Source organism: Streptomyces sp. NPDC041940 (genome assembly GCF_055589465.1).
The window spans coordinates 246267-269635 of the sequence record NZ_JBVJBP010000006.1; the positions used below are offsets into that span (position 1 = coordinate 246267).

Below are 23369 nucleotides of genomic sequence, written 5' to 3' on the forward strand. Positions count from 1 at the left end.
CTATGCAACGAGTTGCATAGCACGATCGTCGTCATGGCGCTCGAACACGCGATCCTGGTGTCGCTCTTGGAGAAGCCGGGATCCGGCTATGAGCTGGCCCGGCGTTTCGAACGGTCCATCGGCTACTTCTGGACCGCGACCCACCAGCAGATCTATCGCGTACTGAAGCGCATGGAGAACGACGGCTGGGTCGAAGCCCGGGACGTCCCGCAGCAAGGACGGCCGGACAAGAAGGAGTACTCCGTCGCCGACCTCGGCCGGGCCGCGTTGTCGTCGTGGTTGCACGATCCGATCGAGCCGGAGAGCGTCCGCCACGACCTGGCGGTGAAGATCCGGGGTGCCGCCTTCGACGACCCGGCCGCCCTGATCCGCGAGGTGGAGCGGCACCGGCAGGCGCACCGGGACCGGCTGGCGCACTATCTGGCGGGCGAGGAGCGGGACTTCACGGGGCACGAAGCCGGTGCGGCCGCTCCGGAAGCGCCGCTGGACGCGGAGCGGGAGCTCCAGCACGTCGTACTGCGCGGCGGCGTCGCGTACGAGCGGATGATGATCGGCTGGCTGGACGACGTGCTCGCCACGCTGGCCGGGTTCGGCCCGGGCCACTGACCGCGCCACCGCACCGGCCACACCTGCTGCTCCGCTCCGGCCGCCATACCTCTCGATTCCCATCCGTCCACAGCCGAAAGGGGTCCTCACCATGGCTGACCAACTGCTCTTCAACCCGCGCACCTACGACCCCGCGCACTTCGACCCCGAGACACGCCGCTTGCTGCGTGCCACCGTCGACTGGTTCGAGGAGCGCGGGAAGCGGCAGCTGATCGAGGACTACCGGACCCGCGCGTGGCTCGGTGACTTCCTCGCCTTCGCCGCGAAGGAGAACCTGTTCGCCACCTTCCTGACCCCGTCCTCCGCGGCCGGGGAGCAGGAGCCGGACAAGCGGTGGGACACCGCCCGTATCGCCGCGCTCAACGAGATCCTCGGCTTCTACGGCCTGGACTACTGGTACGCCTGGCAGGTCACCATCCTCGGCCTCGGCCCGGTCTGGCAGAGCGACAACGCCGCCGCCCGCGCCCGCGCGGCGGAACTCCTCTCGCAGGGAGAGGTGTTCGCGTTCGGCCTGTCCGAGAAGGCCCACGGCGCCGACATCTACTCCACCGACATGCTGCTCGAGCCCGACGGCGACGGCGGCTTCCGCGCCACCGGCTCCAAGTACTACATCGGCAACGGCAACGCCGCCGGACTCGTCTCCGTCTTCGGCCGCCGTACCGACGTCGAGGGCCCCGACGGCTACGTCTTCTTCGCCGCCGACAGCCGTCATCCGTCCTACCACCTGGTCAAGAACGTCGTGGACTCGTCGAAGTTCGTCAGCGAGTTCCGCCTGGAGGACTATCCCGTCACGTCCGATGACGTCCTGCACACCGGCCGCGCGGCCTTCGACGCCGCCCTCAACACGGTCAACGTCGGCAAGTTCAACCTGTGCACCGCCTCGATCGGCATCTGCGAACACGCGATGTACGAGGCCGTCACCCACGCCGGCAACCGCGTTCTGTACGGCCGCCCCGTCACCGCATTCCCGCACGTGCGGCGCGAGCTGACCGACGCCTACGTCAGGCTCGTCGGCATGAAGCTGTTCAGCGACCGTGCTGTCGACTACTTCCGCTCCGCCGGCCCGGACGACCGCCGCTACCTGCTCTTCAACCCGATGACGAAAATGAAGGTGACCACGGAGGGCGAGAAGGTCATCGACCTGCTGTGGGACGTCATCGCCGCCAAGGGATTCGAGAAGGACAACTACTTCAGCCAGGCGGCCGTGGAGATCCGTGGCCTGCCGAAGCTGGAGGGCACGGTCCACGTCAACCTCGCGCTCATCCTGAAGTTCATGCGCAACCATCTCCTCGACCCGGCCGAGTACCCGAGGGTGCCGACCCGTCTCGACGCGGCCGACGACGACTTCCTGTTCCGGCAGGGCCCGGCCCGGGGCCTGGGCTCGGTGCGCTTCCACGACTGGCGCCCCGCCTTCGAGGCGTACGCGCATCTGCCCAACGTCGCCCGCTTGCGCGAACAGGCCGACGCGCTCTGCGAGTTCGTCGCCGCGGCCGCCCCCGACGCGGAGCAGAGCCGCGACCTCGACCTCGTCCTCTCGATCGGCCAGCTCTTCGCGCTCGTCGTGCACGGGCAGCTCGTCCTGGAGCAGGCCGGCCTGACCGGACTCGACGAGGACGTACTCGACGAGCTCTTCGCCGTCCTCGTACGGGACTTCTCCGGGCACGCCGTCGAACTGCACGGCAAGGACTCCGCTACCGAACAGCAGCAGGAGTGGGCACTGGCCTCGGTCCGGCGGCCGGTCGTCGACGAGGCGCGCACGCAGCGAGTCTGGCAGCGGGTCGAGGCGCTGTCCGGCACCTACGAGATGGCCCAGTAGGACCGCCCCGCTCCCTCACCGGTGGCCGGGCCTCGGCCCGGCCACCGGTCGACGTCCTCGCGGGTCAGCGCGGCGGGGTCAGTTGGCGTTCACGAGGTCGTGCGCCGGCACCTTGACCGTCCGCTTACCCGGCTCGCCGCCGAGCACGATCTTCCGCAGGGCACTGTTGTTGCCGAGGTTGGTTTCCTTCAGCCGCTTCTCGGGGTTGGCCAGCACCTGGATGTAGTAGGTGCCGTTGGGCACGCCGGTGATGTCGAACGACTGGCCCGGCAGGTCCTGGGTGTACGTGTCACCGGATCCGACGTCCAGCACCTCGCGGACGGAGATCGAGTTCTCCTCACCGCAGGCGGTGGCCAGGTCCGTGTTGTACGGGTGCCAGTTGGCGTTCTTCACCGTGTAGTCGACCGCGTCGGTGTTGGCCAGGCAGAACGCTTCCTTGCCGCTGCGCACGGCCTCCTTCTTGTCGGCCTTCAGCAGCCGGTAGCTGGCGAAGTCGGTGAAGTGCCAGTGCACGTGCCCCGGGCGCGGGTCCCACTCCATGGTGCCGGTCGGTGTGTAGCCGACCTGCTTGCCCTTGGCGTCGTAGAAGTACTGGAAGGCGTCCATCTTGGCCTTGCCGGGCGAGCGGAACCCGTCCACCACGAGCTGCGCCGGACCGGCGTTCCAGACGTTGGCACTGAACGCCAGGTAGTCCTTGCCCGGGATGTCCTTGTCGCCGTCGCTGATGGTGATGCCGTAGGCCGGCAGCGAGCGCAGGTCCGGCTTGGGGACGTCCGGGACGGAGGCCTTGCCGGTGGGCCGCTTCGACTGCGGTTTGAGAGCGGGCGCCTGACGCGAGCCGTCGGTCTGGCCGCCGGTGTCCTTGGCCTGCTGAGACAGTGCGGAGTTCTGCTTCTTCTTCAGCGCCCACGGCAGGGCCGGCGGCGCGGCCTTCAGCGGACCGTGGCCCACGTTGTACGAGGGACCCGCGCCGCTCGTCACCGGCGCGGCGGCCTCGGCGGGGCCCGGGGCATGCCCCGGCCCGTGACCGGCGTGCGCGGTCGGCGCCTGGTGACCGGCCGCGTGCCCGGCGTGCTCGCCGGCCTTCGCGGAACGGGGCACCGCCCTGGTGGAGCTCTCTTCGTCCTCGCTTCGCTCCACCACGGTCACCTTGACCGTGGCCGCTTTGTCGGCGATGCCGAACAGGTCGCGGTACTTCTTGGCGACACCGACCTTGGCCGTGTACGAACCGGCCGGCAGCCGGACCTGGTCGGTGTAGGAGCCCGAGTAGGTGTTGGCCGCCCAGCCCTTCTGGACGCCCCACACGGAGCCGAGGGTGAAGGCGTTGGTGGGGCAGCTCTCCGGATACTTGGAGGTGGAGGGCGCATCGGGCCGCACCCGGCCGCTGGCGTTGTTCGGGCAGAAGCTCTCGCTGCGGGTGAGGACCTTCTTGCCGGCCTTGTCGGTGAAGGTGATCTCTGTGAAGCCGGGCAGCCCGGAGAAGTCCTTCACGGTGCCCGTGGGCAGCTTCTTCGCCTTGGCCTTGCCGTTCTCGTACACGGTCTGGGTGACGGCCACCGGGTCCTTGTAGGACTTCCGGGTCACCTTGAGTTCCAGCGGCGTCTTCTCGGCGATGAGGTAGGTGCCGAGGTCCAAGTACACACCCGGGTCCTCCTTCCAGGTGGTGAGCGTCACCGAAGTGGTCGCCGCGACGAGGCTCAGCTCGGGGCCCTTCGCGGCCTTCGCGGGCTCCTGCGCCGCGGCCACGATGCCGGCCGTAACGGCCGTCACGGCGACGGCCGTGGTGCCGGCGAGCAGCGTACGCCGCAGCCGAGCGGTGCGTCTTCTGGTCATGGTTCCCTCGTCCTCCGGTGCTGTGAGAAGGAAGCAGGCGGCACGGCGCGTCCACGAGGTCCGGGCCGGGGCCGTCATGTGAGAGGCGCTTGCTTCGCCCGCGCTGTGAGAGGAACGGACCCGTTGCGCGGTTGTCCGAAAGACGGAAAGGGGGTGGAGTGTTGGCCGAATGCCGTCGTGGTGACGAGATCCGGCCGTCGGTGCGGGCACTCCTCACTCATCGTGCACATCGACCTGCCGACGCTGAGGACCCGGCTGCTGGAATCACGCGACCGCATCGCGGCGGCCGCCGGCATCCCGCTCGACGGCACGTGGCGTCCCCGTGCGGCATCGGAGTAGTCTCGAACGGACTCGATCAGGCGGTGGCAACTGTCCCCACCACCGCCTGAGGCCAGGTGGCCAGGGCAGGGGCGGCGGTTCCTCGAAGACGCCGACACTCGTACATCCTCGCAGGTCAGCGAACCCTGTCCGACATCGACGGGTACCGGAGCATCTCCACGTACGACATGGGCAGCTTCGGCAACCTGCGCGTCGGCCAGTTCGGGGCCCGGCTGCCGGCGGGCGAGGCGTTCGCGCAGTACAACAGCACCTGGACGCACGGCAGTACGAACTACCGGCCGGCCTGGAACCGTACCGGCGACCTGTCGGGCTTCACCGCGAACCTGAAGCGCGCGCAGTTCGCCAAGGTCACGATCCCTGTCGGGGCGGCCGTCAAGGGCAAGTCGGCGTCACTCGGCGCCGCGCCGATCACTCCGGGCGGCTCGTGGTTCGACCTCCACTCGGACTCGCGATCCCTGCCGGGCAGCTTCACCGACTACGTCCTGCCGGGCGTGAGGTGGCGGTACTCCGTCTGGCAGACGGGCGGCAAGGACGCCGACGGCGAGACGGTGTGGGACGCCGGCCAGTGGACGGCGAAGCCCCGTTCGTACAGCTCGGGCAAGCAGTACACCGAGCGCTTCAACACCGGCGTCTTCGGCCCGCACCTCACTGGCCCGCTGACCGACGGCGAGGACCGTCCCGGCGCGGTCCGTATCGGTGACACCCTCCTGGCCCACCTTCCCCTGTTCTCCGACGGCGCCGGCCATGTGGGCGACTCCAGCTACAGCAAGGCCAGGAGCACCCTGTACGCGGACGGCACGCGGGTCTTCGCCGTGGACACGCCGCTGACCGGCGTCTCGTACGAACTCCCCGCTGCCAAGCGCTCGTTCCGTCTCACCACGGACGTCTCCCGCCCCACCACGCTGTCCTCGGTCAGCACCCGGGTCACCGCCGCGTGGACCTTCACCTCCGCGCACGTCGCCGGTGAGGCCGGGAAGCGGCTCCCGCTGTCGGTGGTCCGCTTCACGCCCCGGCTGTCCACGGAGAGCACGGCCAAGGCGGGTACGCGATTCTCTGTCCCGTTCACGCTCGAGGGCACGGCCACCGCGCGCACCGCCCGCACGTTGGCCTTCTCCGTCTCGTACGACGACGGCCGGACCTGGCACCCGGCGAAGGCGGCACGGTCTCTCTGCGCGTGACGCTCACGGACGCGGCCGGCAACACCCTGAAACAGACGATCCACCGGGCCTACCGGACCATCAAGTAGGCGTCTCTACAAGTGTGTTGGTTGGACGCCCGGCTCGGCTTCGGCCGGCAGCTTCCCCTGCTCGTCCAAGCGGACCGCGCCCACGTCACCCGGAGAACGGCATCAACGCATTGACCTGTAGAGACACTTGACAGCACTAGATAGTCGTCGCTGCCCGCGCCCTCAGCCGAAGCCGCGGAGCGACGTAAGGACGTACCCCAGCAGGACGAGGCAGAAGCTGCCGACGACGATGAGCATCTGCGGCAGGCTCGGCTGGCTCCCAAGCATCAGGGGACTCCAGCCCCAGAACACCAGCACGGCCAGCGCGGTGCGCACTGCCTGGAACGGCGCCGACCAGGCCACCTCCTGAAGGCCGTCGGCGTCGGGTACGAGGGTGAACACAGGGGTCAGGATCGCGCCGATGACTGCGACAACGATGAAGGCGATCAGCGAGCCCATGCCCAACTCGTCGCCCTGGAAGGCCTTCCAGCGGTTCCCCGCGAGCGTGGGCAGGTCCTTGCTCTCGTTGACGTAACCGCCGAGACCCGGGTCGGACCGGGCCCACAGGACCTCGACCTCGGTGCCTTTGCCGGGCTTCTCATAGGTGTAGGCGCCGCGCACGGTGAGCCCGTCGGCACCGCCGGGCACGGAGACCACGAGCCGGGACGCGTATCCCTTCACGACACCGTCGCCGAGCTCCTCTCGTGTCGACTGCCGTTCCATGACCGTCGCGGTGCTCACCTCCGCGCCCGCGTCGCGCAGGGCGTCGAGCTTCTCGCCTGCGTTGGACGAGGTCAGGAGGGCGGCGGCGAACACGGCGGAGGAGAACGCGATGAGGGTCCAGAGGGCACCGGTGCGAAGCTTGACCCAGTACTCGTCCGTGAACCCGTCGGCCTTGGGCTCGCCGCGCAGCACGCACAGCGCCACCACCCGCGCCACCGCACACCCCACGGCGACGGCACCCCAGACGAAGGGTTCGTGCCAGGGCCGGGCCATGGCGGTGGCCCCCAGCAGCCACATGCAGGCGACGGCGGCCGAGACCCACGCCGCGAGCGAGCACAGCCGTACGAGCCATATGAGCGCCGAACGCATAGACCCCCCGATCCCCCGATGACATGTGAAGCGACCTCATGACCAAGACCAACAGGAAACCACCCCCGGCGAGCGGCGACCAGGCCAGCCGCTGGAGGCGGTCGGTGCGGGTCCTGATGGTGAAGCAACGGATCAGTACGGCGTCCGATGACGGCGAGGACGACGAACGCCACAACCGCGGCGCCGCCGTTCTCGTCATTCGGGAAGACCGCCCAGCGTCCCACGGCAAGCGTGCTGGTGCTTGCGCTCGTCGAACCTCCGACCCGGCCCTAAGGGCTGTCCCGCAATGATCAATAAGCCTCCGCTGCGGGCGCGCCGTCAGGCGAGGTACCGAAGGCGGGTGACGGAGCCCTCGGGCCGCCGCTGCTGCCAGCGAGCCTGCCGAAGCGGGCGGCAGCCTACCTCCCACGTGACTCCGCGGACTCGGCCCCGCCCGCGATCCTGCGACCTTCGCTGAGGTGTCACTGGCTGACCACCACATGTCCGCAGCCGACGGTCCGCCTCATCGAAAGGCGGGCCAAGATGAGGGAACGCCGCGGCAATCATGTGCTGCGGACTCGTAGGACCTGCCCGTGGGTGCGCGCGATGGATGTCGAAGCCGTGCGGCTGGCCGCGGGAGAAGCCGCAACACTGCAGGGAGACCGGCATGAACAAGCCCGTAGCGGCGAACGGTGGCGCGGCGGCGACGATGCGAGCCGTCGTCGTCGCCGAAACCGGCGGCTTGGACGCGCTCCGGCTCACCACGATGCCGGTGCCCGAGCCCGCACCGGGATGGGTGCGTATCAAGGTGAAGGCGTTCGGGGTCAACGAGTCCGAGGTCACCACCCGGAAAGGTGAGTCGGATTCGGAGGTGACCTACCCGCGTATCCCCGGCATCGAGGGCGTGGGGGTCGTCGACCTCGCACCCGAGGGCAGCGGGCTGCACGTGGGGCAGCAGGTGGCGACGATGATGGGCGGCATGGGCCGGTCTTTCGACGGCGCGTACGCGCAGTACGTCACCGTGCCGGCTGATCAGGTCATCCCGTTCGAGACGAACCTGCCCTGGGACGTGCTCGGCGCGCTGCCGGAGATGTTCCAGACCGCCTACGGATCACTGACCACCGGTCTGGACCTCAAGGCCGGGCAGACGCTGTTGATCCGCGGCGGCACCTCCACGGTGGGGCTGAGTGCGGCGGCACTGGCCACGGAGCTCGGCGCCACGGTCATCGCCACCACGCGCCACGCGGTCAGGGCCGACGACCTGCGCTCCGTCGGGGTCGACCATCCGGTCGTGGACGACGGCGGCATCGCCGAGCAGATCCGCTCCATCGCGCCGGGTGGCGTGGACGCCGCCCTCGAACTGGTGGGCTGTTCGGTGCTGCCGGACACCCTGCGCTGCGTACGCGTGCACGGCACAGTCTGCTTCACCGGCTCCCTGGCGGGGGCGTGGAGCATCTCCGACTTCAGTCCGTTCATGATCCCGTTCGGGGTGCGGCTGACCAGCTACGGAGGCGAGGCCCGCGATCTGCCGGCGCCGGTCTTCCAGCGGCAGCTGCAGGCCATCGCCGACGGGCGGCTCAAGGCGCCGGTCGCGAAGGTCTACCACGGGCTGGAGCAGGTGCGAGCCGCCCAGGCTGATGTCGAGGCCGGGACCACGCCCGGCAAGCACGTCGTCGTACTCGACGACGGCGACAGCCTCGACACCTGAGAAGCACATCCACTGGCCTGTCGGGCCGACAGTAAGACATGTGAAAGGAAGCGCCATGGGCGTCAACAGGGAAGAAATCAGCAAGACCATCATCGAGCTGGAGAAGTCGTTCAACGAGCGGTGGAGCGCCGGGGACAACCGCGGCTACCTCGACTGCTTCGCCGAGGAGGTCAGCTATTTCGATCCGATCCTCGAGAACATTCTGGTCGGCCGAGACAAGGTCATCGCGTGGATCGACTCCATTTACTCCAACCCGCACATCGTGCGCAGCGAGTATCTCAACCCGCAGGTTCACGTCAGCGACAGCGGTGACCTCGCCGTCCTTGCGTACAACCTGCGCACCTTCGTTCTCGACGAGAACGGCAGGGAGAAGCAGCTGCGCGCCTGGAACGCCACTCACGGCTACCGCCTGATTGACGGTCAGTGGCGCATCGTGCACTCCAACTGGGCGTTCTCCGAGACCGTGACGGAAAAGATCGCTTCCTGACCGGCAGGAACCGAAGCAGCAGGACCGACCAAGCCTCCTCCCGGCCCTGAAGGACCACGCGGTGGGCGACGAACTCCCCTCCCACGTAAGCAAGTTCAGGTCGCCCACAGCGCGGACAGTGTCACCGGCCGGTACCTGCGCGACTCGCTCAAGCCCTCGGCCCGCCGGAGCCGTCCGTGACCGGGCCGTTCACCACCGCACGGGTCGCGTAGGCAGCGGGGGTGAGGCCGGTGTGGCGGCGGAAGAAGCGGCCGAAGTTGGACGTGTCGGTGAAGCCGAGATGGGCGGCGACCGCGCGGGCGCTCCCTCCGGCGTTGCCGAGGAGCCGGCGAGCCTCGAGGAGGCGTCGTTCGTCGATGAGGTCGCGTACCCCCTTGCCGGTGGCCCGGCGGGCGGCGCGGCTCAGGGTGCGTACCGAACAGCCCAGCAGGTCGGCGTACTCCGCGGCTTGGTGCATGTCGCGAAAGTGCAGCTCCAGGGCGTCCAGGAACCGCCCGTACGTGTCGGGTGCGGCGGCGTGATCGGCCCGGGTGATGCCTGGCGAGTACGCGAGGCGCAGCAGCAGCGATTCCAGCAGGCTGCGCCGCAGTGCGTGGTGGGCGTCCAGCAGACGGCGGCCCAACGCGATGTGCTCGTCCAGGAGTTGGAGCGCGGTCTGCCGCAGCCATGGCGCGTCGTCGGCGTGCGGGGTCAGCACGGGCGGGGCGTCGTGCGCGGTGAGCGGGGCCAGCAGGCGGGCGATGTCGGGCCGCAGCACATCCGGCTCGAACAGGATGAACGGGCCGCGGGCGGAGCCCGGCGGGTGCCAGCACTGTGCGTGCCCGGGCCGCACCCACAGCCACTGGCCGGGGGCGACGGTGCGGGTGGCGTGGTCGACGTCGTGCAGCAGCTCGCCGTCAGTGACCGCGATGAGGTAGTGGAACGTGGCGTGGCCCGGGATCGGCGGGTTCCACGGCCAGTCGTCGTGCTGGGTGAAGAAGTCCTCCACGGTGGTCACCTCCAGCCCGAAGGGAGTACCGACCGGGGGCTGGAAGCCGTACAGGGGCACGCGGTCCTGCTCGTCCTGTCGCCTGCTGACCATCACGTGTCCGCAGTCTACCGCCTCATTTGCCGGTTTCCGGGTCAGCATGGGAAGCGCCGCCGCACAGGCGTGCACAGCCGACCGTCAACGGACGCCCCTGCTGGCGCCTAGTCCCCGTGAGGAGTACGAGGCCATGAACGGAACGACGTTGCACAAGACCGCCGCCGACTGCGCCGAGGAGCTTCCCGGAGCGGAGCTGGACCACCCGTTCGGCCCCGACTGGGAGGTCTTCAAGGTCCGCGGCAAGGTCTTCATGCTGATGACCGAGGTTCCCGGCCGTCCCGTCGTGATCCTCAAGTCGGACCCCGGCGAGGCGCGTGCGCTGCGGGACGAGAACAGCCACATCACCCCCGGTTACCACATGAACAAGAAGCACTGGATCACCCTGGAGGGCGGCGACACCGTCGACAAGGACCTCGTCCGCGAACTCGTCACCGAGTCCTACCGGCTCGTCGTCTCCCACCTGCCCAAGGCCGGCCAACCCGTCGACCCCCACACCTACGGCGCCCGAACGAAGGAGGTCCGGTGACCACGGCCGGAGACCGGCTTCAGGCACGGCACGCAAGGCGTCAAGTGCGAGCCCGAGCGTGCACGAGCCATGGAGCGCGGCTACGCCTGCATCACGCCGGGCCGACGGATCGCGCCCAAGCGGTGGGGACTTCATGTATCGCCGGTGCGATGGCGCTGCTCGGGGCGGAACGTGGTGGGCTCGGCGGCTGCGCTCGGTGGCTCGCCCTCGGCGTGGCAGGGCGGCGGGACTTGCTCTTGGTGGGCCTGGTCAGCGGGCGAGGGAGACAGCGAAGGGGGTGAAGCCGTTGCGGCGGATGATGTGGGGGACGAGGAGGACCGTGGCTTCGGTGGCGCGGGCCGTGGTGATGTCGCCAAGGTCCTCGATCCAGGCGGGCTGCCAGCCCAGGTCGCCGAGGAGGCCGGTGACGGTCTTCTTGGCCTGCTCGTCGTTTCCGGAGAGGTAGGCGGTGGGCGGGGTGGCCAGTGCTGCGGGGGCGGTCATGACCATGAACAGCATGGTGTTGAGGCTCTTGACGACGTGGGTGTCCGGCAGGGCGGTCTGGAGCTGTTCGGCGAGGCTGCCGCCGGGGTAGCACAGGCCGCCGGGCAGGCCGTCGGCGTCGTCGTAGGTGGCGTTGGAGAGATCGAGGAGGACCTTGCCCGTGAGTTCGGTCCGCAGGGCGGTGAGTCGGTCCAGGGTGCTGTCGCCGGGGGTGGCGTTGATCACGATGTCCACGGTGCGGGCGGTGGTGGCGTGGTCGGCGTAGCGGATGGGGGCTCCCGCCGCGAGCGGGGTGCCTGTCTCATTGCCGTTCTTGCGGCGGCCGAGGGTGACGTGGTGTCCGGCTGCGGTGAGGGCGTGGGCGAGGTTGGTACCGACGCGGCCGGCGCCCAGGATGCCGATGCTGGTCATGGCGGGGTGCTCCTTGCGGACTGGGTGGTTCGGATGGAGGGTGGCGGCCGGTCAGATCGAGGACAGGACGTCGAGCGCGGCGGTGTGGATGTGGGGAGCGGCGGCCAGGAAGTCGCGGCTTGCCGCACTCCAGGGCTTGCCCTCCAGGTCGGTGACGGTGCCTCCGGCCTCGGTGACCAACAGGGCACCGGCGACGAGACCTGAGCGGACGTCGGAGAACTGCCAGAAGGCGTCCATGCGTCCGGCGGCGACGTGGATGAGCTGCAGCGTGGCCGGGACGGACACACGCACGACGAGGCCGGCGGTGAGCATGGCGGTGACCGACGCGCCGATCCGGCGGAAGGTGTGGGTGCTCTCGCCGGGCCGGGCCTGTCCGGTGCCGATCAGCGCGGCACCCAGGTCGTTCTTGGCCGACACGGCCAGGGGACGGCCGTTCAGGTGGGCGCCATCGCCGGCGGCGGCGGTGTAGGTGTCACCGGTCAGCGGGAGGTGAACGACCGTGAGAAGCGGCTGGTTGTCGCGCACCAGGGTGGCGGTGACGGCCCAGTCCGGCATGCCGTGGACGTGGTTGATGTTGCCCTCGGCCGGGTCGACGACCCACCACTCCCCCGCCGGTAGTGCGCCGCCCGCCAGTTCGTCCTCCGCCCACTGCGACCCCGGACGGGCCTCGAGCAGCGGCTCACGCATGACGGCGAGGACCGCGTCGTCGTTCGCGTGGATCTCGCCGACGACCTCCGCCAGGCTCACGCCCCGGGCATGAGTCGTGTAGCGCTCCCGCAAGGTGACTCCGGCGTGCTTCACCACGGCGGTCACTACGGACAGGAGCGTGGCGTCGGGGCCGGAAGGCATGGCTGTGGTCATGGCGTACTCCCTGGATTCGGCGGAAGCGGGGTGACTGTGGGTGCTTCCCTCGGCCCCGCACCTCGAAGGTAGAAGGCCTGACCGTTAACAACAAGTGCATGGTGTTCACTCGTACAGTTACTCGCATGCAACTGGATTTGAACCTGCTCACCGCCCTGGACGCCCTGCTGGAAGAGGGCAGCGTGGCCGGGGCCGCAGCCCGCCTCCACGTCACCGCACCCGCGATGAGCCGCTCCCTGGGCCGTATTCGCAAGGCCACCGGCGACCAGATCCTGGTCCGCACCGGACGCCACATGACCCCCACCACCCGCGCGCTGGCCATGCGCACTCAGGTCCACACCCTGGTACAGCAGGCCCACCACCTGCTGTCCGCTCAGACGGAACTCGACCTTGCGACCCTGGACCGGGTGTTCACCGTCCGCTGGCACGACGCCCTCACCACCACCTGCGGGACCGCCCTGATCGCCGCCGTGCACCGCCAGGCTCCCGGGGTGCAACTGCGCCTCACGGCCGAGCCCGGCGACGACACCCCCGAACTGCGCCGCGGAGAGATCGACCTCGCTTCCAGCGCCGGCCCGCCCTCCCTGCCCGACATCCGCCACCGCCTCATCGGCCGCGACCGGCTCGTCGTCACCGTCCGGCCGGGCCACCCGCTCACCGAACAGCCCGTGACCATCGAGAGGTACGCGGCGGCCAGTCACCTCACCGTCTCCCGGCGCGGACGCCTGCACGACCGGATCGACGTCGCCCTGGCCGCTCTCGGCCACGAGCGCCGCGTCATTGCCTCCGCCCCCAGCACGGCCACCGCACTGCAACTCGCCTGTGACGCCGACCTCGTGGTCACCCTGCCCGACTCAGCCACCCGCTCCACCCGCCACCAGCTCGGCCTGACCACACTGCCGCTGCCGCTCGAACTGCCTGATGTGCCACTCCATTTGCTCTGGCATCAGCGTCACGACGGCGACCCCGCCCACACGTGGCTGCGTGACACAGCCACCCGTGCCCTGGAGGCCCTGTTCACCGCTCCACAAACTGCTGACCAGTAACGTCCGGCAGGATCAGCCCCGGTGGGTCTTGCAACCCGTACCGGCATCACGGGTTCGATCGTCGCATCGGTGCATCGGTGCATCGGTGCATCTGGTGGCCTGGAATCCCAGGCGGCGGGCTACACCGCCTGACCGCCCCCCTCGGCTGCCGCTGATGCCATGGCGGCGAGGAAGCGGCCGCCTCAGCGGACCGGTCGCCGTCATGTCGCTGATCCCGCTCGTCAACCTCGCCCGGCTGTTGACCCGCGACGACCAAGGCGAGACCGCCCACAGCTTGTTGCTCTGCCTCAACGACGCTGCCCGGCACCGGAACGAGACCGACATCGACGGCCGTACCGTCGACCTGTCCGCTCTGACCGGCACGGATGAGGATCACCGCACGGTGTGCCAGGAGCTGCGGGGCGCCCTGCTCGTGGACGGCGCCCGCGCTCTCGCCCGCATCGGCCGGTGGACCGAGGCGGCCGAGGCACTGGCCCAGCACCACGGCATCGGCAACCGGCTCCTCGACGTCCGCCAGATCAAGATCATGGCTCTGATGGAACAGGGCCTCGATCAGCAGGCCCGCGACCTGATCGACACCACCCGGCCCACGGAATCCTGGGAAGCCCTGTCGGCCAGATCCTGCGCGCCCACTGCCGCCCCAAGGACAGCTCGCCATCCGGATCCGTCGACCGCTGTGTTCCAGACCCGGGCGGGCCTGTCCGCCCTGGAGCTGGACCCCACCGGGGCAGGGGCAACCGCAGGCAATCCCCCGAAGGAGGTACCGCAACCCACATGAGTGATCGAACAGAACATCACAGCCCGCCCCATCCGACCACAGAAGGAGAGGGCCCGGTATTCGAAATCAGGTTCTAGATTTCGCCCGCATCCACCCGTTACGGCGACAGCAGACCCGCCGTTACCCGATCACCTGTCCGCATCTCGCCCGGAGGAGTCCCCATGCATCCCGTACGCCGCACTGCCCTCGTTCATCCTGCGTTCGAAAATGCCACCGCCTCCCCGGGCAGCATCTTTCGTGCTGCCGCCGACCTCAACTCCCAGCTCTCCACAGGATCAGGACCGGATACGAGGTACCTGGCATGACGCAGCTCACTCGTCTCCCGTCGCCGGTCCCTGCCTACAGCCTCCGCCATGGCGACGCCCTCGCGCCGGGCCGGATCACCGCCGTGTTCGTCGCTCAGTCCTGGTCGGGTGAGCCGTACAACGCCGAGCCGGACAAGCACGAAGGGCTCTTCTGGGTGCCCATGGAGACACCGCCGCCGCACTGCCACCCCTACACCGCGACGATCTTCCACCTGCTCACGCACGGCCCGTACTACCGGGCCACCAACTGGCCTGCGGGAGGCGCCCGGTGAAGAGGTTCTTCGGTCCGGTCACGATGGCCGACCCGCAGGTCTCCGACGCCGAACAGGAGCTGTTCGGCGGGCCCCTGCGTTACGACATGGGCTGGTCCCAGCACGAGCACGCGACGCTGGACCTGACCATGATGTCCGCGCTGCGCTCCATGCCCGGCCTCGTCGGCGGCACGCTGCGCATGGCCTGGCAGGCAGACCGGCGTGCCCTGCTGTCGGTCGTAGTCAGCGAGATCGGCCAGGGCATCGCCGCAGCCGCCGGCCTGCTCGCCGTCAACGCCGTCATGCACGCCCTGCTCGCCGGCAGCGGCAGCGCTGCCGAGCGGCTGCACGCCCTCCTACCTGGCCTACTGGCCGCCGCCATCATCGGCGTCGTCAACTCCGCTCTGTCGGCCTGGTCCACCTCCCGCGCAGGGCGGCTTGAGCCCAAGGTCGAGCGGATCGCCACCACTCAGTACCTGGCCGCCGCGGCCCGCGTCGAACTGGAAGCCATCGACGACCCCGACTTCCGGCGGCTCGTCGACATCGCCCAGCACGGCCCCGGCTCCGCCCGCCGCATGATCAGCGCCTGCGTCGCCGCGCTGAACGGCCTCATCTCCCTGATCACCACCGCCGGCGTCCTCGCCGTACTGCACCCCGCGCTGCTGCCCATGCTGATCCTCATCGCCGCCCCGCGCGGCTGGGGCGCCATGCGCGTGGCCCAGGAACGGTACGTGTCGGTGATGAGCTGGATCGAGCACGTACGGGCCAGCCGCCTGATCGGCAATCTGCTCACCGAACGCACCGCCGCCCAGGAAGTCCGTCTCCACGCCGTCGGCGCCTTCCTCCTCAGCCGCTACGAACGCATGGCCGAGAGCGCCGAGGCCGAGCAGGAACGCCTGGCCTCCAGCAAGGCCCTGACCGAGTGGGTCGCCTCCGCGCTGTCCGGACTGGCGATGGCCGCCACCTACGGGGCCATGTTCTGGCTGATCATGGCCGGGCACATGAGCCTCGCCGTCGCCGGGACCGCCGTCATCGCCGTGCGGGCCGGCTCGGCGAGCCTGGGCGCGCTGGTCATGAACATCAACCAGCTGCACGAGGAGAGCCTCTACGTCCGCGACCACGGCCGCTTCCTCACGCAAGCCGGCCGGCGGACGCTGCCCGCCGGCGGTGCGCCCGTACCGGAACGGGTCGAGGGAATCGTTCTGGAACAGGTCACCTACCGCTACCCCGACCGGGAGACCGCGGCCCTGGACGGGGTGTCCCTGACGCTGCCGATGGGGTCGGTCACCGCCGTGGTGGGCGAGAACGGTTCCGGCAAGAGCACCCTGATGAAGATCCTCTCAGGCATGCTGCTGCCCGAGTCGGGCACGCTGCGCTGGGGTGAGGCGGACCTCACCGAACTGGACCGGGCCCAGGTCTTCGAGCGGGTCTCCTTGCTCACCCAGGACTTTCAGCGCTGGCCGGTCACCGCCGCGATGAACATCCGCCTCGGCCGCCCCGACCACCCCGCGACGGACGAAGACCTGAAGCCCTCGGTCGACTACGCCGTCGCCGGCCCCGTCATCACCAAACTCCCCGACGGCCTGCGCAGTCTGCTGGCCCGCGTGTTCCGCGGCGCCATCGAACTGTCCGGCGGCGAATGGCAGAAAGTCGGCCTGGCCCGCACACACTGGCGTAGCTCAACATCACAGGCAGACGGCATCCTCATCGTGGACGAGCCGACCTCCGCCCTCGACCCCGAAGCCGAGATCGAAGCCTTCGACCGCATCCGCCGCCTCGCCGCGCCGAACCGAGCCGTCGTCCTGGTCACCCACCGCATGTCCGGCGTCCGGCACGCCGACCACATCTACGTCCTCAACAGCGGACACCTCGCCGAGCACGGCACCCACGACGAACTCATCGCCGCCCGCGGCCGGTACGCCGCCATGTTCGACGCCCAGGCGGCCCAGTACGCCCCGGCCGCGATCATCCCGAACCCGGCTGCGCCCACCGTCCCTGATCAGGTATGACCCGCTCGACCGAAAGGCCCACCGTGACCACACGCCCCATCACCACGGACCTCGACGAAGCCACCCTCCTGCGCCACCAGTTGGCCGACCATTTGACCGCTGCCGGGCACATCCGCACCCCGGCGGTCGACCACGCCCTGCGCACGGTGCCCCGCCACGCCTTCGCCCCGGAGGCGCCCCTCGAAGCTGCGTACGCCAACGACACCGTCACCACCCGCCGCAGCGACGACGGCACCGTCATCAGCTCCGTCTCCGCGCCCTGGCTGCAGGCCGACATGCTCGAAGCCGCCCGCATCCAGCCCGGCCACCGCGTGCTGGAGATCGGCTCCGGCGGCTACAACGCATCCCTCATCGCCGAACTCGCCGGCCCGACCGGTCACGTCACCACCCTCGACATCGACCCGGCCGTCACCGAGAGGGCCACCCGCTTCCTGACCCAGACCGGATACGACCACGTCCATGTGGTCACCGCCGACGCCGAGCGCGTGCCCGCCGGACTGGTTCCGCACGGCGGCTTCAACGCCATCGTGGTCACCGTCGAAACCTGGGACCTGCCCTGGATCGACGCCCTCGCCGAGGGAGGCCGTCTCATCGCGCCGCTGCGACTGCACGGCTACCACTGGGCCATCGGCTTCACCAAGGACGAGGGGACACTGCACAGCGACGAGCCGCTCATCGTCTGCGGCTTCGTCGCCATGCGGGGCGACGGCGCCTGGAACACCGACCGCCGCACCGTCCCCGGCACCGGTGTGCACCTGTCCTGGGAAGACGGCACCCCGCTGCCCGTCGACCAACTCGCCCCAGCCCTCACCCGCGAGCCGGCCATCACCCGCACCAACATCACCGTCGGCGGCCAGGAACCCTTCGACGCCCTCACCCTCTACCTCGCCGGCGCCCTGCCCGGCTTCTGCCGCCTGGAAGTCGACCCCGAGGGCGACAACGGAGTCCTGAACCCGCCGCCCAAGCACTGGCCCGGCGCCGCCATCGTCCGAGGAGCCTCCCTCGCCCGGCTGACCCATGAGCGCATCGGCGACGGAGACGACGGCCAGGGCCGCTACGAGTTCGTCGTCCACGGCTACGGCGACCAAGGACACCTCGCCGCACAGGAGATGGCCGAGCAGGTCGCGCACTGGCAGCGCAACCACCGCGGCGCCCGATGCCCCCTCATCACCGCCCGCCCGGCAACCGGCCGTACCCCCGCCGACACGGACCACGAACCGCACGTGTTCGCCAAGAAGCACACCCGCATCACCGTGGACTGGCCGAACGTGCCCAGCAGCGCGGGGGGCCGCAGCCCCGGATGAACAGCGGTATCTCCCGATCATCCTCGCCGGCCCGCGCTGAACCCTCGCCCGTCCACCGCCCGAAAGGCAGAGCCACATGGCTTCTCCCGTCTCACCTTCGGATCACCTCACCGCGCGCGCCGCTGTGCCGGCAGCGCAGTACGAAGCATCCCGGCATGCGGTGTGGCTCGGCGCCGCGGCGATCATCACCGACGAGGTCGGCCGGGTCCTGCTGGTGCACCCCACCTACCGCAAGGACGACTCGTGGCTGCTGCCCGGAGGCGTCGTCGAAGCCGGCGAACACCCGCACGTCACCTGCCGACGGGAGATCACCGAGGAACTGGGCCTGGATCTGCCGCTGTCGGCCGTGCTCGCCGTCCACTCCCTCTCCGCGCACCACCCCGACCTCCAGCCCGGCACCACCTGCCCTGGGGAGGTCCGGTTCGTCTTCGACGGGGGAAGCCTCATCCCCGACCAGGTGGCGGCGATCCACCTGCCGCGTGAGGAGCTGTCCGAGTACGCCTTCCTGGAGACCCGGGACGCGGTGCAGCGGCTGCGGCCCGTGGACGGGCAGATCATGCTCGCCGCCTACCGTGCCCGGCTCGGGCACACCGGCGCCGCGCACCTCGCCGACGGCCGGCACGTCCTCGACGTCCCGGTGCTGGATCGCCATGACGTCCACGTCCGCTACCGCCCTCACTGGGACAGCCCCCTCAACCACGGCCCCGTCCCCGATGAACTCCCCGTGCGGCAAGCCTGGGCGTGGTGCTTCGTCCCCGACGGCCGGGTCGTCCTCGTTGCCGACCCCCGCCCTCAGGGCACGCTGCCGATGCTGCCCGGCGGCACCGTGGAGCAGACCGACCCGACTCCCGAGGACACCCTCCACCGCGAAGCGGCCGAGGAAGCCCAGCTCACCCTCACCGACCCGGCACGACTGGGCTGGATTCTGGACGAGACCGGCGAGGTCTACGGCGGTGTCGGGCCCAACGCCCGCCTCCGCCTGGCCGCCCGGGTCACCGACATCGGGCCGGCGGCCATCGACCCCGCCACCGGCCACCCCTTCGCACGCCTGCTCACCACCCCCGCCCAGGCAGCCGCCCTGCTGGGATGGGGCCCGCCAGGTGCGCGGCAGGCCCAGCTCGCCTCGGACACGGCTCGCGAGCGGTGGGGCCTGCCCACCTCCCGCCCCACCGCCATCAAGGAAGTCCCCGCGGAGGGGATGCGGCTGAGCTGACACGAACGACCACACCACCTCGACTCGTCCCGCTCCGAGCCCTCTGAGGTACACCCATGCCGCTGTCGCACAGACACATCCGCACGATCGTCGAGACCTACCTCGCCCGCCACCCTCACGAGCGAGTACAACTCGGCGGCCTACTGGAAGCCCTCGACCGGCCCGCCGACATCACCAATCGTTCCACCTTCACCGGACACGTCACCTGCGGCGCGATCGTTGTCGACCCGCTCGGCCGCGTCCTGCACGTGCTGCACCTGGCGAGCGGGAGGATCCTCGCTCCAGGCGGACACACCGAGCCCGCCGACGAGTCCCTGGCCGGGGCGGCGCTGCGGGAGCTGCACGAGGAGACCGGTATCCCGCCCCAGGCCGTCACGCCGTGGCCCGGCTACGAGACGGTGCCGTTCGACATCGACATCCACGACGTCGACGCCCGCCCGGGCAAAGGCGAACCCGGGCACCAGCACTTCGACCTCTGGTTCCTCTTCCGCCTGAACACCGCGAACGAGGTGCCGGTGGTGCTGCAGGAAGAGGAGGTCGGCGGTATCGAGTGGCGGCCCGTGAACAGGGTGACCTCCCCCTCCCTGCGCGAGAAGCTGCTCAAGCTCCCGCTCCAAACCGAACCGGAGACGGCCAACGCCTCCGCCCTGATCTACAACGACCGCGGCGAGTACCTGCTCCACCTGCGCGACTACTTCCCCGGCCGAATCTGGGAGCCGGGCATGTGGTCCCTGCTGGGCGGCGGCCGAGAACCCCAGGACGCCACCCTGGAACACACCGTACGGCGCGAACTGGCCGAGGAAGCCGGCCTCGACATCGCCGACCTGGCCCCGTTCGGCACCGAGTACGCCTCCGACGACGCCGGCGCGACCGTGCCCATCGCCGTCCACGCCGGCCGCTGGAACGGCGACCCGCGCGAACTCGACCTGACCGAAGGGGTGATGCTGGCCTGGTTCGCCCCCGACGACCTCCATCGCCTGCGTATCGCGGACACCACCAGCGACCTCGTGCGGCGCCACGCCGCCGGCCTCCCGGCCGGCACCGCGCCGCACAGCGGGCTCGCACCGCAGCAGGTGCGCCGGGCTTCGCCGCACGGCACGGTCCTCAACGTCATCGGCGTCCACCTCTACCTGGAGCGCCCCGACGGGACGGTGCTGCTCGGGCTACGCCATCCCGACTCCGCGTTCGCGCCGTCCACCTGGCACGCCCTGGCCGGCCACTGCGAACAGGAGAACGCCATCACCTGCCTGATCAGGGAGGCACGGGAGGAAGCCGCCCTGCTTATCGAGCGCCAGGACGTCGAACTCGTCCACGTCGTCCACCACATCGACAAGGCCGGGGACCGCCCCCGCATGGGCCTGTTCTTCCGCGCCCGCGCCTGGAGCGGCGAGCCGGAGCTGCGCGAGCCGGACAAGTGCACCCAGTGGAGATTCTGGGACCCCGCCGCCCTCCCCGACAACCTCGTCCCGTACACCCGGGTGGCCATCGAGGGAATCCGGAACGGGGAGCTGTACAGCGAGACGGGGTGGCCCGCGTGACCGGCACACCGAGCGGCGCACACCGCCGCCCCTCCGCTGCACTTGCGGCCGGCCGTGCGGACACCCGCCTCGTGGTGATCCGCGGCAACTCGGCGTCGGGCAAGTCAAGCGTGGCCCAGAGCCTGCGAGATCACCACGGTCGCGGGATCGCGATCGTGGGCCAGGACGTGATCCGCCGGAACGTGCTCAGGGAACACGACACCGCGCGCGGCGCCAACATCGCCCTGCTGGGCAGGATCGCGCGCGAAGCCCTGGACGCAGGCTTTCACGTCGTGCTCGAAGGGATCCTCTACGCGGACCGTTACGGCCACATGATCACGTCTCTGGTACGCGACCACCGCGGCGTCTCCAGCTGTTACTACCTGGACGTGCCGCTGGAGGCGACGCTGGCCCGGCACGCCTCGAAGGCGGATGCCGCGTACCTGGAGCAGGTCACCGACGACCACCTCGTCTCCTGGTACCGCGAGCTGGATCTGCTGCCTGGCGGTCTGGAGACCGTGGTCCCGGCCGACAGCACGTTGCAGGACACCGTCGCGCGCATCCTGCGCGAAACCGGCCTGGCCCCTACGTCGTCACCGTCGCAGTGCAAGCCGTTCCAAGGAGACTCGATGAGCAGTCTGGTGTTGATGTCCGACCCGCGGGTCGCCGCGATCCCGGTGCGCGAGTGCCAGGAGCCGCTCGTCGACGTGCGGGACCACGGCCTACGCGTCGATCCACGCAAGCACGATCCGCAGGGCGCGTTCGCCCACGTCCGCGAGGGCGTCCTGACCCGGCTGGAGCACGCCCGCTCGCTCCTGCCCGCCGGCATCGACCTGTTGTTCATCGAGGGCTACCGGCCGCCGGCCCTCCAGCAGCGCTACTTCGCCGAGTATCGGGAGGAGCTGGCCGCCGCTCAGCCCGACTGGACGACTGAGCAGTTGCACCAGGCCGCCAGCCGGTACGTGTCGCCGCCGGAGATCGCGCCCCACTCCGCGGGCGCGGCCGTGGACGTCACCCTCGTCGACCAGGACGGCCACGAACTCGACCTCGGCACCCGCGTCAATGCCTCGCCCGAGGAAAGCGACGGTGCCTGTTTCACGCACGCCCCGGACCTCAGTGAGTCCGCGCACCGCAACCGCACGCTGCTGCTCGACGCCATGGAAGGAGCCGGATTTACGAACTACGGGACGGAGTGGTGGCACTTCTCGGCAGCGGACCGGTACGACGCGCTGATGCGGAGGGAGCCGTACGCGCGTTACGGACCGATCGAACTGCCCTAGCGCGCCGGCAGCCGCGTCCACTTCCTCGGCAGTTCACCCTGGCCAACTCGAACCATCCGAACCACACCGTCCAGGCCCGGGCCCGGCACGCCTACCTGCGCCGGCGCAACAACAACGTCCGCCACCTCGACGTCCTGGCCGCCCAATGACGCGAACCCGCACGCATCCGAAGCGAACGAGGTCTCCGCTGGGGCGGCAGGCCACTGCCGGCCGCGGCCTGATCCCGCCCAACCCGGCGAGGTCACAGCACAACTAGGGCGTGTATCGGAAGTGGATCAAGTCGTAGTGGCGAGTTCGTGGAGGACGGAGACGCCGGTGAGCTTTTCGGCTTCGGCCCACAGCCGGGCCGCGACCTGCTTGTCGGTCGCCGTGCGCGGGAGCTTCGCCGGGACGGGCGGGCCGACCATGGACCAGCGGGGCCCGTAGTAGGCGGCCTGCTGAGCGTCCGGGTCGGTGGCGGCGCGCAGCAGCGGCTGGGCGCCGCCGGTGGCGTCCTGCGAGGGCACCAGGCGGCCGAGGATCTGCAGGAGCAGCGGCGGGCGGCCGCCCATGGTCGGGCCGTTGGCGGCGATGTTGGTGCGGGCGCTGCCCGGGTGCGCGCCGGTGGACAGCAGTGGCCACCCGTTCTGCACGGCCAGGTCGGCCAGGTGCTGGCTCATCAGCAGGTCGGCGAGCTTGGACTGCGCGTAGGCGGGGATGGGCTTGTAGCCGGTGGTCGCGTTGAGGTCGTCGAAGCGGATGGTGCCGCGGGCGGCCTGGCCGCTGCTCATCGTCGCCACGCGCGGGGCGGGGGCCATGAGCAGCAGCGGGAGCAGGCGGACGGTGAGAGCGAAGGGGCCCAGGAAGTTACTGCCGAACTGCAGCTCGAAGCCGTCCTTGGTCTCGTGGCGGACCGGGGGCATCATCACGCCGGCATTGTTCAGCAGCAGGTCCAGCGGCCTGCCGTCGGCGATCAGGCCGTCGGCGAAGGTGCGGACGGAGTCCAGGTCGGCCAGGTCGAGGTGGCGTACCTCGACCTGGGCGCCGGGGTGGGCGGCGAGGATGTCGCGCTGGGCCTGCTCACCCTTGGAGAGGGTGCGCACGGCGAGGATCACCGTGGCTCCCGCTGCGGCGAGGGCGGTGGCGGCGGCCTTGCCGGTGCCACTGTTCGCGCCGGTGGCGACGGCGAGCTTTCCGTGCTGGTCGGGGACCTGGTACATGACGGACTCCATTACGT

21 protein-coding genes and 1 pseudogene are annotated in these 23369 nt (G+C 70.0%); 16 read left to right on the forward strand and 6 right to left on the reverse strand.

The genetic code is table 11. The features are described 5' to 3' along the window. Window positions 1-33 precede the first annotated feature (33 nt). Together ACZ6I3_RS13685 and ACZ6I3_RS13690 are read left to right on the forward strand one after the other, a co-directional pair. Complete coding sequence (locus ACZ6I3_RS13685; RefSeq protein WP_469414408.1) at window positions 34-606, forward strand: PadR family transcriptional regulator; 573 nt, start codon at window positions 34-36, stop codon at window positions 604-606. Between the two features lie 91 nt (window positions 607-697). Further along, window positions 698-2422, forward strand: coding sequence for an acyl-CoA dehydrogenase family protein (locus tag ACZ6I3_RS13690; RefSeq protein WP_469414410.1), 1725 nt, complete (start codon window positions 698-700; stop codon window positions 2420-2422). Between the two features lie 78 nt (window positions 2423-2500). Here ACZ6I3_RS13690 and ACZ6I3_RS13695 read toward each other — a convergent pair whose 3' ends face one another. Then, window positions 2501-4255: a lysyl oxidase family protein gene (locus ACZ6I3_RS13695; protein WP_469414411.1), complete on the reverse strand. Its 1755-nt coding sequence runs from the start codon at window positions 4253-4255 to the stop codon at window positions 2501-2503. A 177-nt stretch (window positions 4256-4432) separates the two neighbouring features. Here ACZ6I3_RS13695 and ACZ6I3_RS13700 point away from each other — a divergent pair, with 177 nt between their 5' ends. Beyond that, on the forward strand, window positions 4433-4594 hold the full coding sequence (locus tag ACZ6I3_RS13700) for a hypothetical protein (RefSeq protein ID WP_469414412.1): 162 nt from the start codon (window positions 4433-4435) through the stop codon (window positions 4592-4594). A gap of 167 nt (window positions 4595-4761) precedes the next feature. Beyond that, window positions 4762-5772, forward strand: a complete 1011-nt coding sequence (locus tag ACZ6I3_RS13705) for a hypothetical protein (protein ID WP_469414414.1) — start codon at window positions 4762-4764, stop codon at window positions 5770-5772. Window positions 5773-6002: 230 nt separating this feature from the next. Here ACZ6I3_RS13705 and ACZ6I3_RS13710 read toward each other — a convergent pair whose 3' ends face one another. Further along, window positions 6003-6911 (reverse strand): hypothetical protein, encoded by a 909-nt coding sequence (locus tag ACZ6I3_RS13710; RefSeq protein ID WP_469414416.1) that lies wholly within the window; start codon window positions 6909-6911, stop codon window positions 6003-6005. 646 nt (window positions 6912-7557) lie between these two features. Between ACZ6I3_RS13710 and ACZ6I3_RS13715 the strand changes: the two genes are divergently transcribed. Together ACZ6I3_RS13715 and ACZ6I3_RS13720 are read left to right on the forward strand one after the other, a co-directional pair. After that, entirely contained in the window at window positions 7558-8598 is a 1041-nt protein-coding gene (locus ACZ6I3_RS13715) for an alcohol dehydrogenase catalytic domain-containing protein (protein WP_469414417.1), read from the forward strand. A gap of 55 nt (window positions 8599-8653) precedes the next feature. Continuing rightward, window positions 8654-9085: a YybH family protein gene (locus ACZ6I3_RS13720; RefSeq protein WP_469414419.1), complete on the forward strand. Its 432-nt coding sequence runs from the start codon at window positions 8654-8656 to the stop codon at window positions 9083-9085. A 148-nt stretch (window positions 9086-9233) separates the two neighbouring features. Here ACZ6I3_RS13720 and ACZ6I3_RS13725 read toward each other — a convergent pair whose 3' ends face one another. Next, on the reverse strand, window positions 9234-10166 hold the full coding sequence (locus tag ACZ6I3_RS13725; RefSeq protein WP_469414421.1) for a helix-turn-helix domain-containing protein: 933 nt from the start codon (window positions 10164-10166) through the stop codon (window positions 9234-9236). Between the two features lie 133 nt (window positions 10167-10299). Here ACZ6I3_RS13725 and ACZ6I3_RS13730 point away from each other — a divergent pair, with 133 nt between their 5' ends. Beyond that, window positions 10300-10695 (forward strand): MmcQ/YjbR family DNA-binding protein, encoded by a 396-nt coding sequence (locus tag ACZ6I3_RS13730; RefSeq protein WP_469414423.1) that lies wholly within the window; start codon window positions 10300-10302, stop codon window positions 10693-10695. Window positions 10696-10944: 249 nt separating this feature from the next. Here the strand turns inward: ACZ6I3_RS13730 and ACZ6I3_RS13735 are convergent, their stop codons facing one another. Beyond that, on the reverse strand, window positions 10945-11589 hold the full coding sequence (locus ACZ6I3_RS13735) for an NADPH-dependent F420 reductase (RefSeq protein WP_469414424.1): 645 nt from the start codon (window positions 11587-11589) through the stop codon (window positions 10945-10947). Window positions 11590-11640: 51 nt separating this feature from the next. After that, the gene (locus ACZ6I3_RS13740) at window positions 11641-12450 is read right to left on the reverse strand and encodes an inositol monophosphatase family protein (protein ID WP_469414426.1); all 810 of its coding nucleotides are present in this window, start codon (window positions 12448-12450) and stop codon (window positions 11641-11643) included. 125 nt (window positions 12451-12575) lie between these two features. Between ACZ6I3_RS13740 and ACZ6I3_RS13745 the strand changes: the two genes are divergently transcribed. From ACZ6I3_RS13745 to ACZ6I3_RS13785, 9 genes and pseudogenes are all read left to right on the forward strand, one after another. After that, window positions 12576-13496 (forward strand): LysR family transcriptional regulator, encoded by a 921-nt coding sequence (locus tag ACZ6I3_RS13745; RefSeq protein WP_469414427.1) that lies wholly within the window; start codon window positions 12576-12578, stop codon window positions 13494-13496. Between the two features lie 154 nt (window positions 13497-13650). Further along, entirely contained in the window at window positions 13651-14274 is a 624-nt protein-coding gene (locus ACZ6I3_RS13750) for a hypothetical protein (RefSeq protein WP_469414429.1), read from the forward strand. A 301-nt stretch (window positions 14275-14575) separates the two neighbouring features. Next, a complete protein-coding gene (locus ACZ6I3_RS13755) occupies window positions 14576-14851 on the forward strand; it encodes an NUDIX hydrolase (RefSeq protein WP_469414430.1) in 276 nt (91 codons plus the stop codon). Beyond that, window positions 14848-16839, forward strand: coding sequence for an ABC transporter ATP-binding protein (locus ACZ6I3_RS13760; RefSeq protein ID WP_469414431.1), 1992 nt, complete (start codon window positions 14848-14850; stop codon window positions 16837-16839). Before ACZ6I3_RS13755 ends, ACZ6I3_RS13760 begins: the two co-directional genes overlap by 4 nt. Window positions 16840-16862: 23 nt before the next feature. Next, a complete protein-coding gene (gene fxlM / locus ACZ6I3_RS13765) occupies window positions 16863-18143 on the forward strand; it encodes a methyltransferase, FxLD system (RefSeq protein ID WP_469414433.1) in 1281 nt (426 codons plus the stop codon). Between the two features lie 76 nt (window positions 18144-18219). Next, window positions 18220-19356: an NUDIX hydrolase gene (locus ACZ6I3_RS13770; protein WP_469414434.1), complete on the forward strand. Its 1137-nt coding sequence runs from the start codon at window positions 18220-18222 to the stop codon at window positions 19354-19356. 56 nt (window positions 19357-19412) lie between these two features. Further along, window positions 19413-20894, forward strand: a complete 1482-nt coding sequence (locus tag ACZ6I3_RS13775) for an NUDIX domain-containing protein (RefSeq protein ID WP_469414436.1) — start codon at window positions 19413-19415, stop codon at window positions 20892-20894. Continuing rightward, window positions 20891-22153, forward strand: coding sequence for a M15 family metallopeptidase (locus tag ACZ6I3_RS13780; protein WP_469414438.1), 1263 nt, complete (start codon window positions 20891-20893; stop codon window positions 22151-22153). Before ACZ6I3_RS13775 ends, ACZ6I3_RS13780 begins: the two co-directional genes overlap by 4 nt. 26 nt (window positions 22154-22179) lie before the next feature. Beyond that, a pseudogene (locus tag ACZ6I3_RS13785) lies at window positions 22180-22374 on the forward strand (IS630 family transposase); the annotation flags it as partial. A gap of 54 nt (window positions 22375-22428) precedes the next feature. On the opposite strand, the gene ACZ6I3_RS13790 reads toward ACZ6I3_RS13785, so the two are convergent. After that, window positions 22429-23352: an SDR family oxidoreductase gene (locus ACZ6I3_RS13790; RefSeq protein WP_469414440.1), complete on the reverse strand. Its 924-nt coding sequence runs from the start codon at window positions 23350-23352 to the stop codon at window positions 22429-22431. Between the last annotated feature and the right edge of the window lie 17 nt (window positions 23353-23369).